Source organism: Pseudomonas sp. Pme6b (assembly GCF_058129925.1).
The window spans coordinates 797,501-810,674 of record NZ_CM176704.1 but is presented as its reverse complement, the minus strand read 5'-3'; the positions used below and the strand labels follow the sequence as shown (position 1 = coordinate 810,674).

Annotated in this window: 4 protein-coding genes and 2 rRNA genes; all 6 read right to left on the bottom strand. The window is 58.8% G+C overall.

From position 1 onward, the window contains the following. Positions 1-43: 43 nt before the first annotated feature. Positions 44-448, bottom strand: coding sequence for an NUDIX hydrolase (locus AC4ANE_RS03565; protein WP_031598108.1), 405 nt, complete (start codon positions 446-448; stop codon positions 44-46). 107 nt (positions 449-555) lie between these two features. Continuing rightward, positions 556-2,649, bottom strand: a complete 2,094-nt coding sequence (gene recD / locus AC4ANE_RS03560; protein WP_002555205.1) for an exodeoxyribonuclease V subunit alpha — start codon at positions 2,647-2,649, stop codon at positions 556-558. Next, complete coding sequence (gene recB, locus AC4ANE_RS03555) at positions 2,646-6,338, bottom strand: exodeoxyribonuclease V subunit beta (protein ID WP_002555206.1); 3,693 nt, start codon at positions 6,336-6,338, stop codon at positions 2,646-2,648. Before recB ends, recD begins: the two co-directional genes overlap by 4 nt. Then, on the bottom strand, positions 6,335-9,811 hold the full coding sequence (recC, locus tag AC4ANE_RS03550; RefSeq protein WP_031598110.1) for an exodeoxyribonuclease V subunit gamma: 3,477 nt from the start codon (positions 9,809-9,811) through the stop codon (positions 6,335-6,337). Before recC ends, recB begins: the two co-directional genes overlap by 4 nt. A gap of 194 nt (positions 9,812-10,005) precedes the next feature. Next, positions 10,006-10,121: ribosomal RNA gene (gene rrf, locus AC4ANE_RS03545) — 5S ribosomal RNA — on the bottom strand. 160 nt (positions 10,122-10,281) lie between these two features. Beyond that, positions 10,282-13,174 (bottom strand): 23S ribosomal RNA (locus tag AC4ANE_RS03540).

Here is a 13,174-nt window from a genome sequence, read left to right as displayed (position 1 = left end):
AGACACTCCCGGCACCTAAAGAAGAGCTGACCCATACCCAGATTCAAGTAACGGTCTCCCTGAGAAAGCTCAAGGCATCCTTGAAAATATGGTGCCATCTGTCAGACGGCTCACTCATCAGCGGATGCCAGAAGAATCTGAAATCGTGTCCTCCATCATCCTCTGCAAAATGCACCCAGCTATCGGGAAGGTCTTGAGCCACCTCACATTCATGAAATGCCCAGATATGTCCCGTTATGGTGGAGTGCCACTCACCCAGGTTTCGCTTTGCTGTCGCTTGAATCCCGGCCTCCTCCATTAACTCCCGCACAGCAGCCGCGCAAGTTGACTCGCCTGGTTCCACACTGCCCTTCACCAATTGCAGGCCCGCCAACGGATGCTCAAATGCCAGAATCTCCAGCACTCCCCGGTCTCGCAGAACCACAGCACACGCTTTATCCGCCGTCATGCAGTTACACCCTGGCCTTTTCAATTGCCCCTTGAACCCGGTTGAAGAGCATAGGGATTATGAAGCTCGACTTCGTACCTGCAAATCGCCAGACAGCACGGACATGATCAAAGCCCCAACATCAAACCACTCAGACGTTTGACCTTGCGGCGCAGAGCCTCCTCGAAGATGCCCTGGCGCGGTTCGATCAGGCTGAACCAGTGCTTGGCGCGGGTGATGCCGGTGTAGATGAGCTCCTTGGTCAGTACAGGGTTGAGCGCTTCGGGCAGGATCAGGGCGGTGTGGGCGAATTCCGAGCCTTGGGATTTGTGTACGGTCATGGCGTACACGGTCTCGACCTCGTTGAGGCGGCTGGGCAGGACGAAGCGTACGCCATCGCTGCCGTCGTTGCGCGGGAACGCGACACGTAGCACTTGCTTGCCGTCGCCGTCGCGCTCGGGCAGGCGTAAGGTGATGCCAATGTCGCCGTTCATCAAGCCCAGGCCATAGTCGTTATGGGTCATCAACACCGGGCGGCCTTCGTACCATTGCTGTTCGCTTTCAATCAGCTTCGCGTTGAACAGCGCATGAGTGATGCGCTGGTTCAGGCCTTCCACGCCCCACGGGCCTTTGCGTACAGCGCACAGCAGTTGGAAGGCGTCGAAGGCGCTGAGCACCAAGCGCGCCCATCGAGTCCAGCAATGGTCGTCGAGGGCCGAATCATCGGCGGGCCGCCCGGCGGCAAGTACGTTGAGGTAATGGCGGTAACCCTGCGGACCTTGCTCGCCTCTGCCAAGCCCGTCGAGCACAAGGCGTTCGAACTTCAGATCCTGTTCGCCCTTCAACGCCAGGGCAAACAGGTCGTCGTGACTGCCCGCCGCAAGCAGCGCGCGGGCCTGTTGGTCCTGCTGCTGGTTGACCAGTCGGGCCAACTGGCCGATACCGCTGCCTTGGCCAAAACGACGCGAATGGCGCAGCATCACCACTTGCTGGGCCAATGGATGGTGCTGCGCATCGCCTTGGCGCAAGGCACCTTTGCTGAGGTCTTCGCCGCTGACAGCTTCAAGCCAGGCCTGAGTTTCAGGGCTGTAAAAACCTTCTTCGGCGTCGCGACACAAATCGCCCAGAACGGCACCCGCCTCAACGGAGGCCAACTGGTCCTTGTCGCCGAGCAGCACCATGCGCGCATGCGGCGGTAATGCGTCGAGCAGATTGGCCATCATTTCCAGGTCGATCATGGATGCTTCATCAACCACCAGCACGTCCAGTGGCAGTAAGTTGCCTGCGTGATGGCGGAAGTGCCGGGTACCGGGGCGACTGCCAAGCAGGCGGTGGACGGTGGTGACTTCGCTGGGGATTTTCTGCCGTACGTCGTCGCTGACGTCCAGGCTCTGCACCTGCTGGCTGATGGACTCGGTCAGTCGGGCCGCCGCCTTGCCGGTAGGTGCCGCCAGACGGATACGCAGCGGTTGGCCATTCTGTACCGCCGGGGCCTGCAACAAGGCCAGCAGGCGCACCACCGTGGTGGTTTTGCCGGTGCCGGGGCCGCCGGTGATGATGCTGAAGCCCTTGCGGGTCGCCAGTGCGCAGGCAAGTTTCTGCCAGTCGATGACAGCTTGTGACGAAGAATTGGCCGGGCCGAACAATGCGTCGAGCTGCTGCGGCAGATCCTCCGGCGACGTTTCACGCTGTGCCAGGCGCTGACGCAAGGCTGCAGCGATACGTCGTTCGTAAGTCCAGTAGCGACGCAGGTACAGACGCCGCTCGGCCAGCACCAGCGGTTTTTGTCGCGCTTCGGCACTTGAATCGCCCACCTCGGCAACCAGCATGCTGCCGGCCAGCGCCTGGCACCAGGCGGCGCCATCCAGTGCTGCCAGCAGTTGTGAGGGCAGCAGCATCGGCGCGCTCTGCTGATCGCCTTCGGGTGGCAGTGACAGGGCGAAGTCCGGTTCTTTGAGGGTCTCGTAGAGGTCAAGGCAGACGTGACCGTGGCCGAGCTGATGGCTGGTAAGCGCCGCAGCCACCAGCACCAACGGATCGGCGTGCGGATCGAGGTCACTGAGGAACGCGACGAACGCTTTGTCCAGAGCACGCAACCAGCCGCGCTCGACCCAACGTTCGAGCAGGATCAGCAGATCGCTGACACGCGTCAGCGGGCTCAACTCAGCGAGGCTGATGTCGTCCAGCGCGGTAGGCAACAGATCATCGAACGAGCGGCTCATGCCAATGCTCCCGGCAGGTCATGCGCTATCGGTTTGCCCTGAAACAGCAGGTCCAGACTCTCGATCAGTTCACGTGGCGGACGTGTAAAATACGCTCCCTGAGAGGCCGAACGACTGCCGCGCAGAAACAGGTAAAGCGCGCCGCCCATGTGCTGGTCGTAATCATAGTCGGCCATCCGTGCCTTGAGCTGACGATGCAACGCCAGCAGGTACAGGACGTATTGCAGGTCGTAGCGGTTGTCGAGAATGGCGGTTTCCATCGCCAGTTCGGTGTACGCAGTGTCGTCGGTGCCCAGCCAGTTGGACTTGTAGTCAGCCACGTAATACCGGCCTTCGTGTTCGAACGTCAGGTCGATAAAGCCTTTGAACATGCCGTTGAGCGAGACCGTCTCGGTCGCAGCACGCGGCGCGTTGTTGTGGGTGAAGCGGCGTACCAGGGCATCCATCTGCGCCACATTGACGTTGTTGCTGGCGAACCAGAACTCCATCTCTATGCGGTACTGATTGGGCTGATTCAGCTCACCCAGCGCGACCGGCGTGGCATCCGGCGACAGACGCAACGGTATGTTCAGCATCTGCTGTAGCCAATCGCTCAGCGTGTCGATCCAGCCCGCCCAGCCGCGACGGCTGCAGCGACGTGCAACGGCGTCTCTCAGCAGTTCAGGCGTGTGCGCCGTTAGCGCAAAACCTTCGTTGCCAGCCCATTCGAGCAGTCCATGCAGAAAGGTGCCGGGATTGGGGCCACGCGGAAAGCGGTGGATATCGCCGCCGCTGGTCAAAATGTCACGCGGCGCTTCAGGGTCCAGGCGCTCGTCGTCGAACAGCTTCTGTGCCTGCGGGCTGTCAGGCGATTCATCGGCACCGGTGGTTACGGTGTCGCCGATACGCAGGGCGCTGTAGGAGGCGATCCACCAGTTCTCGGCAGCGCGACGTTTGGGTACCAGCAGTTGGACCAGCGCGGCTTCGTTGCGCGGCGCACTGAAGCGTTCGTCAGTGGGCTCGGGAACAGGCTGCAAGGCAATCGCATCACAGCCTTGCGCGAGATCACGCAGCCAGACTTTCAGCTCTACCGACTCGGCCAGCGCAACACCGCCACCCAGCAAATAACCCAACGCCGAACGGTGCAGCATCGAGTTGCTGGCATTGCCGCGTTTGAGGTCGGCAACGCCCAGCCAGCAAGCGTGTTCGGAACGGGTCAGCGCCACGTAGAGCAAGCGCAGGTCTTCGGCCAGACGTTCGTCATCGGCTTGCTGAATCAGCGCTTCGGTGGGTTGCAGGCTGATCTGCGAGTTGCCGTCGGCGTCATGAAACTGCAGTGGCAGGCGACTGCCGTCCACGGGTTTCGAGGAGCAAATGAATGGCAGGAACACCAGCGGATATTGCAGGCCCTTGGACTTGTGGATGGTCACCACCTTGACCAGTTGCTCGTCGCTTTCCAGACGCAGGATCTGTTCTTCGCCAGCCTGACCGGACAGTGCCAGGTGGTCGCCCAGATGCCGAACCAAGGCCTGTTCGCCGTCCAGTTCGGCGGCGGCCTGCTGCAGCAGTTCAGACAAGTGCAACAGGTTGGTCAGTACTCGCTCACCGTCGGTGCGCGTCATCAATGTCTGCGGCAGGGCGAAGTCGTGCAGCAGGCGGCGCAGCATTGGCAGGACGCCCTGGCTGCGCCACACGGCACGATAGCCACGGAACTGCATGACGCGCCGTTCCCACGCCAGCTCGTCCTGATTCAGACGCTCCAACTCGGCCAGTGGCAGGTCAAGCGTGATACATGCCAGTGCGGCACGCAGCGTACGTTCTGAATCGGGCTCGGCACAGGCTTTGAGCCAGGACAGAAGGTCGTGGGCCTCCTGAGCGGCGAACACTGAGTCCTTGTCCGACAGATAAACACTGCGCACGCCACGCGCGCTGAGTTGCTGACGCACCGCCTGCGCTTCCTTTCCATCGCGGACCAGAATCGCAATGTCGGCCGGACGCAGCCCGCGCAGCGGTTTATCAAGCATGGCGAAACCGGCACGGCCCTGTTGACCGGCGTTGAGCAGGCGCACGATCTCGCTGGCGCAACTGGCCGCCAACTGTTGGCGATAAATAACCCCGGACACCGGCTGTTCGCTTTCAAGATGCCAGACCGTGAGTGCAGTCAGTGGCGCGCCGTCGACTTCCAGGGTCTCTTTGCGCCCTTGGGCCAGCGCATCGGAGAACGGCACCTGATTGCCTTGATCATCACGAAACAGAAACGCTCCGCGACCTTGCGGACGTTGCTCTGCGCGCGTGAAGACATGGTTGACCGACGCGACCATTGCATGGCTGGAGCGGTAGTTGGTGTCCAGCGTGTGCCAACGGCCATCGGTGGCCTGCCGGGCGCGCAGGTACGTATAGATATCGGCACCGCGAAACGCATAGATCGCCTGCTTCGGGTCGCCAATCAGGAACAGCCCGGTCTGCTCATCGTTGGCCTCAAGACGATAGATGCTGTCGAAGATCCGGTACTGGACAGGGTCGGTGTCCTGGAATTCGTCGATCAACGCCACCGGAAACTGCTCGCGAATCAGGGTGGCCAGACGCTCGCCGCCCGCGCCATGCAGGGCCGCGTCGAGCCTGAGCAGCATGTCGTCAAACCCCATCTCGGCGCGACGCCGCCTCTCTTCCTCAAAGCGGGCACTTACCCACTGCGCCGCATGCTGCAACACCGCGGCATCCGGCTTGGGCAGGCTGTCCAGCGCAGCTTTCAGCTGTGCCATGGCCTCGAAAGCAGGATGTGAAGGCGGATCACTTTTCCAGGCTTCGGCAACACCTTCCGGAGTCAGGCGAGTGAAACCGGTTCCCAGGTCCAGCGTTTCCTGTGTGTCGTCAGCGGCCCATGCGGCAAGCTTTTCAAACCAGGGCTTGAAGTAGCGCTCCTGCATCTTGCGGCCATCGACCACTTTGCGGGCTACGGCGTCCTGACAGAGCGCATACAGCTCTTCAGCCCAGGCGGCCCAAGGTGCTTTCAGGGCAGCGAGCGCTGCTCGGCGCTCCTGCAATGACGCCTCGATCAGTTCGGCGGGCTCTTGAGTGGGCGGGCTGCGATCACGACCAAACAAACCTCGCACACGCGGCAACAACGCCGCCGGACCGCTCAGATTTTCCCGCACCCAAGTCAACGCGTCGCCGCTCATGGGGTAGCAGAAGCGGCGCCAGTAGTCGCGCAGCACTTCACCGAGCAAATCGCTGTGGTCGGTTTCCAGGGTTTGGGTGAACAGGCTGCCGCTGTCGAATGCGTGTTCGCGCAACATGCGCTGGCACCAGCTGTGGATCGTCGAGACGGCGGCTTCGTCCATCCATTGTGCGGCGATGTCCAGACGGCTGGCACAGGCCGGCCACTGCTCGGCCTCGAACTGCTCGCGCAGCTCGGCAATCAAACCGTCAGGTGCGGCAATCTCGTCACGAAAGAACCGCGCAGCTTCCGCCAATCGGGTACGAATTCTGTCACGCAGCTCCTTGGTAGCGGCGTCGGTAAAGGTCACCACGAGGATCTGCGGCGGCAGCAATTCACGACCAAAGCCTGACCGTTCGGTGCCGTGCCCAAGCACCAGGCGCAAGTACAGGGCGGAGATGGTGAAGGTCTTGCCCGTCCCGGCGCTGGCCTCGATCAGTTGACTGCCGCGTAGTGGAAAGAGCAGCGCCAGAGGAAGGGACTTTTCGTTCATGCGCCACCCTCCCCGCCAGACAACGACTGCCAGGGCGCATCGTAAACCGGTTTGTAGAGCGTCTCGCACCAGCCTGCAAACTCTTCACTGTCGACCAGCGCGTCAAAGTCCGGAAACTGTCGGGCCAGCGCGGTGCTTTCGCGGCGCTCACCATCAGTGGTCTGCCCGTCACCCTCGTAGGCCTTGCGGGCTGCTGCTTCGGCTTTGTCGGCGGGCTGGCCCAGCCAGGCAAATGCGGTTTTGACGGCGACTGGTAAAGGCTCTTGCATGCCGCGTAGCCAAGCCATAAGCAAGTGATTCAGCGTGGTAATGGCCGCGTCCTTGTCCAACGGTTCGAGCATGAGGGTTTCGTCACTGGCGACCAGTGCCGTGTGCAACGGCAGCTCGCAGGCGCAGGCAACCAGGTGATTGAACCACGGCCGAATCAGCCGGTGCCATTTGCGAGTCTTTTTCAAGCCGATGCTGTTGGGAATCGCCGTGACCAGCAACAGCTCACCACGAGCGTTACGGTGCAGCCCGCCAAACCAGCCATCGATACTCACACTGCCATGGCTGAAACTGATCGGTAATGCGCTGCTCAACGTTTCGGGCCAGAGGGTCAACAGGTCGTGGTAACGCTTGAGGACGTCTGGCAACGGCTCGATCAGCTCGCTCTGCATCAAGGTGCCGAACCCCGCGAGCGGCAGCAGGCCACTGGCTTGCAGTTTCAGTGCCTGGGCTTTCAGGGCGACATCCATATCGTCAGGGGAAGCCATCGCTGCGCTGAGCAGGCTTTCACTGAGGCCGTAACGCTCAAGCGCGTCGAGCACGAACGGTTCCTCATCGGCGAGCGGCGCTTCGGCGACTTCGAAATAGATCTTCAGGCGCTGGCTGAAGAAATGCTTCACCGGGTTTCTCAGGAAGTCCTGTAACTGTGCAATGGACAGGGGTTCTTCCTGCTCATGGGGGGGAAGCGCTTGAGGTACGGGCACCTGAAGGTCGGTTTCATGCAGCAGGCGCCACTCGCGGGCGAAGCTGAAATACCCCGTGCCTGCATGGAAGTAACTGGCACTGAAAGGCTGCAGCGGGTGATCCACAGTCAGCGCGTTCAGCAAACGCTCACCATCGTCCTGCTTGCCGTCCGGTTCGGTCTCGCCAGCCAGCTTCCAGCCACTGGCCAGGTGATCGCGCAATTGGCCAATCAGCACCGATGCAGGACGCTCGCTGTTGTCCCGAATGCTGTGGCCAACCCAGCTGATATAGAGCTGGTCTCTGGCCGAGAGCAGCGCTTCCAGCAACAGGTAGCGATCGTCTTCACGCCGCGAACGGTCGCCGGGACGGTAGTCGCTGCCCATCAGGTCGAAATCCAGCGGCGGTTGCGCGCGCGGGTAATCGCCGTCGTTCATGCCCAGCAGGCAGACCACTTTGAATGGAATGGCGCGCATGGGCATCAGGGTGCAGAAGTTGACCGAGCCCGCCAGAAAGCGTTGGGACAGGCGCCCCTGATCAAGCCCGGCCAGCCAGGCCTCACGCACAACGGTCAACGGCAGCTCATCGGTCAGCCTTACCGCTTCACAGGTTTCCAGCCAGTTTTCGCGCAGTGTTTCAAGCTGAGCGAGCAGGTAGTCATCGTGTTCGCTGTCGGCGAGGAAGAACAACTGCAACAGCGATTGCAGGCGCGTTCCCCACGTGTACGGAGTTGCGGGTGTCGATAATTCCGTATGGGCCACCTGAAGCGCGTCAATCAGCGCTACCAGTGGGCCGATCAATGCGGCATCAAGCCCGCCAATCTCATCGTACGGCTCAATGCCGTCGTAAGCGTCACCTGCACCCACGGCGTAACCAAGCAGCATGCGCCGCAGACCAAAATGCCAGCTGTTCTGCTCCAGCGCATCCGGCAACCCCAGACCGGCACGCTGCTGTGCGTTGAGGCCCCAGCGAATGCCGGCGCCTTCTATCCAGCGGTGCAGCGTTGGCAGATCGCGCTCCTGAATCCTGAAGCGCGCGCGCAAGGCAGGAACATCGAGCAGGTCAAGGATTTCGCTGACCGGGAAGCGGCTGTCCGGGAGTTTGAGGAGGTGTTCAACGGCAATCAGCAAGGGTTCGCGGCCACGTTGCCCTTGGTCGGCCAGCGTAAAGGGAATGAAGCGACGATCTTCGCGTTCGATTTGCCCGAATACCGCTCGTATGTGTGGGGCGTAGCTGTCGATATCCGGGACCATGACAATCACGTCACGCGGGCGCAGGCCCGGGTCTTTGCTGAACCGTGCCAATAGCTGGTCATGCAGCACTTCCACTTCGCGCTGCGCACTGTGCGCAACATGGAAACGGACCGAGCGATCTTCCAGCGGATCGACTGCCGGCCAGAGCTCACGGGTTTCATCCAGCGGGCGTAGCTCGAGAATATCGTCCTGCAACTGATTCAGTAGATTGGTGGGCTCGACTTCACTGAACAGGTCAATCCGCTCATCCTTGAACGAAGAGCGGTAGCTGCGCGGATCATCATGGCTGTCCAGCAAATTGATGTAATCGCGACCCTGCTTGCCCCAGGCAGCGAGCAGCGGGTGAGCATGCTGATGCAGCGCTTGCGGATCGAGGACCATCGGCATTCCGGTCTTGCGCGCCTGGCGTTTGTACTGGTGACGCAACAGGTCTTTGTCGGCGACGATATCAGCCCAGTGATGGCGACACGGGTTGTGAACGCAGAGCAGAACCTGGCTGAACTTCGCCAGGCCCGCCAATGCCTCGAGCGCTTGTGCGGGCAGCGAGGAAATGCCAAAAACGATGACACGTGCCGGCAAACCCGGAGGCGCTTCGGTCATGCTGCCGATGCGCTCGATGAAGCGCTGATGTACACCCGCTCGACTCTGCGACATACCTTTGGCACCGACATCATCCAGCAGCGCGCGCCACAGCTCGGCTTGCCAGCAATTAGCGGCTGACAGCGGTCTGGCCTGACCTCGCCCATCGCGCAATTGATGACGGCCAGCGGCCCAGTCTTCCAGCCAGTCGGCGCGGTAAACCTGATATTGGTCGAACAGATCTGACAGGCGCTCGGACAATTGATAGCGCTTGCGTAGATCAGTGTCGTCGGTCAGGAAACGCTGCAGGGGCTCGAAGTGTGGCTGATTGATGAGTTCAGGGAGCAAGCGCATCAAGCGCCAGGTCAGCGGGGTCTTGTCGAGCAAGGAAGTCGACGGTATTTCATCGCTTCCGAGAACCATGCGGTACAGCGTCCACATGAAACTACCGGGCAATTGGACGTCTATGGCTGCGGCAATGCCACAGCCACCGCTATCTTCATCCTGAGCGTCCTCGGCCAACGCCAGTTTCAACCACTGCGCAATGCCGTTGCTCTGGACCAGCGCAATCTCGTTTTCCAGGGGGGCCAATGGATAACGTCGCATCCACGACACAACCAGACTGCGCAGCTCATCCGGGCGGTTGCCTTGAACCACCATGAAACCTGCACTCAGAGAGGTTGTAACGGACATGCTTGTTTCCTTGACCGGTGCGTAGAACCTGATGCCGAACCATAAGGGCAAGCGCGCTGGATTGCCATAAGCATGTTGGTCTGAATGACTGCCGGAGAGGTATGGTTATGAGTTCAGGAGAATGCAGAGGTTTGTGGAACCCCAGACAAACAAAAACCCTCAACGCATAAGCGATGAGGGTTTCTGGAATTTAATCTTGACGATGACCTACTCTCACATGGGGAAACCCCACACTACCATCGGCGATACATCGTTTCACTGCTGAGTTCGGGATGGGATCAGGTGGTTCCAATGTTCTATGGTCGTCAAGAAATTCGGGTACCGAATCGTGCCATGCGGCGCGCTTCAGCAAATCGGGTATGTGATAGCTCGGTGCGGTTGTGACGCAAACCTTCGGTTCATGTCATCTTCACAGTCACCGCAATCTGATGCTCCTGTCAGGAAGTCCACTCAAATTGCTTGGGTGTTATATGGTCAAGCCTCACGGGCAATTAGTATTGGTTAGCTCAACGCCTCACAGCGCTTACACACCCAACCTATCAACGTCGTAGTCTTCGACGGCCCTTTAGGGAACTCAAGGTTCCAGTGAGATCTCATCTTGAGGCAAGTTTCCCGCTTAGATGCTTTCAGCGGTTATCTTTTCCGAACATAGCTACCCGGCAATGCCACTGGCGTGACAACCGGAACACCAGAGGTTCGTCCACTCCGGTCCTCTCGTACTAGGAGCAGCCCCTCTCAAATCTCAAACGTCCACGGCAGATAGGGACCGAACTGTCTCACGACGTTCTAAACCCAGCTCGCGTACCACTTTAAATGGCGAACAGCCATACCCTTGGGACCGGCTTCAGCCCCAGGATGTGATGAGCCGACATCGAGGTGCCAAACACCGCCGTCGATATGAACTCTTGGGCGGTATCAGCCTGTTATCCCCGGAGTACCTTTTATCCGTTGAGCGATGGCCCTTCCATACAGAACCACCGGATCACTAAGACCTACTTTCGTACCTGCTCGACGTGTCTGTCTCGCAGTCAAGCGCGCTTTTGCCTTTATACTCTACGACCGATTTCCGACCGGTCTGAGCGCACCTTCGTACTCCTCCGTTACTCTTTAGGAGGAGACCGCCCCAGTCAAACTACCCACCATACACTGTCCTCGATCCGGATAACGGACCTGAGTTAGAACCTCAAAGTTGCCAGGGTGGTATTTCAAGGTTGGCTCCACGCAGACTGGCGTCCACGCTTCAAAGCCTCCCACCTATCCTACACAAGCAAATTCAAAGTCCAGTGCAAAGCTATAGTAAAGGTTCACGGGGTCTTTCCGTCTAGCCGCGGATACACTGCATCTTCACAGCGATTTCAATTTCACTGAGTCTCGGGTGGAGACAGCGCCGCCATCGTTACGCCATTCGTGCAGGTCGGAACTTACCCGACAAGGAATTTCGCTACCTTAGGACCGTTATAGTTACGGCCGCCGTTTACCGGGGCTTCGATCAAGAGCTTCGCTTGCGCTAACCCCATCAATTAACCTTCCGGCACCGGGCAGGCGTCACACCCTATACGTCCACTTTCGTGTTTGCAGAGTGCTGTGTTTTTAATAAACAGTCGCAGCGGCCTGGTATCTTCGACCGGCGTGGGCTTACGCAGTAAATGCTTCACCCTCACCGGCGCACCTTCTCCCGAAGTTACGGTGCCATTTTGCCTAGTTCCTTCACCCGAGTTCTCTCAAGCGCCTTGGTATTCTCTACCCAACCACCTGTGTCGGTTTGGGGTACGGTTCCTGGTTACCTGAAGCTTAGAAGCTTTTCTTGGAAGCATGGCATCAACCACTTCGTGTTCTAAAGAACACTCGTCATCAGCTCTCGGCCTTGAGATCCCGGATTTACCTAAGATCTCAGCCTACCACCTTAAACCTGGACAACCAACGCCAGGCTGGCCTAGCCTTCTCCGTCCCTCCATCGCAATAACCAGAAGTACAGGAATATTAACCTGTTTTCCATCGACTACGCTTTTCAGCCTCGCCTTAGGGACCGACTAACCCTGCGTCGATTAACGTTGCGCAGGAAACCTTGGTCTTTCGGCGTGGGTGTTTTTCACACCCATTGTCGTTACTCATGTCAGCATTCGCACTTCTGATACCTCCAGCAAGCTTCTCAACTCACCTTCACAGGCTTACAGAACGCTCCTCTACCGCATCATCAAAAGATGATACCCGTAGCTTCGGTGCATGGTTTGAGCCCCGTTACATCTTCCGCGCAGGCCGACTCGACTAGTGAGCTATTACGCTTTCTTTAAAGGGTGGCTGCTTCTAAGCCAACCTCCTAGCTGTCTAAGCCTTCCCACATCGTTTCCCACTTAACCATGACTTTGGGACCTTAGCTGACGGTCTGGGTTGTTTCCCTTTTCACGACGGACGTTAGCACCCGCCGTGTGTCTCCCATGCTCGGCACTTGTAGGTATTCGGAGTTTGCATCGGTTTGGTAAGTCGGGATGACCCCCTAGCCGAAACAGTGCTCTACCCCCTACAGTGATACATGAGGCGCTACCTAAATAGCTTTCGAGGAGAACCAGCTATCTCCGAGCTTGATTAGCCTTTCACTCCGATCCACAGGTCATCCGCTAACTTTTCAACGGTAGTCGGTTCGGTCCTCCAGTTAGTGTTACCCAACCTTCAACCTGCCCATGGATAGATCGCCCGGTTTCGGGTCTATTCCCAGCGACTAGACGCCCTATTAAGACTCGCTTTCGCTACGCCTCCCCTATTCGGTTAAGCTCGCCACTGAAAATAAGTCGCTGACCCATTATACAAAAGGTACGCAGTCACCCAACAAAGTGGGCTCCCACTGCTTGTACGCATACGGTTTCAGGATCTATTTCACTCCGCTCTCCGCGGTTCTTTTCGCCTTTCCCTCACGGTACTGGTTCACTATCGGTCAGTCAGTAGTATTTAGCCTTGGAGGATGGTCCCCCCATATTCAGACAAGGTTTCTCGTGCCCCGTCCTACTCGATTTCATTGCAAAGGGATTTTCGCGTACAGGGCTATCACCCACTATGGCCGTCCTTTCCAGAACGTTCCGCTAATCTCAATACAACTTAAGGGCTGGTCCCCGTTCGCTCGCCACTACTAAGGGAATCTCGGTTGATTTCTTTTCCTCAGGGTACTTAGATGTTTCAGTTCCCCTGGTTCGCTTCTTGCACCTATGTATTCAGTACAAGATAACCATCTTATGATGGCTGGGTTCCCCCATTCAGACATCTCCGGATCACAGTCTGTTTGCCGACTCCCCGAAGCTTTTCGCAGGCTACCACGTCTTTCATCGCCTCTGACTGCCAAGGCATCCACCGTATGCGCTTCTTCACTTGACC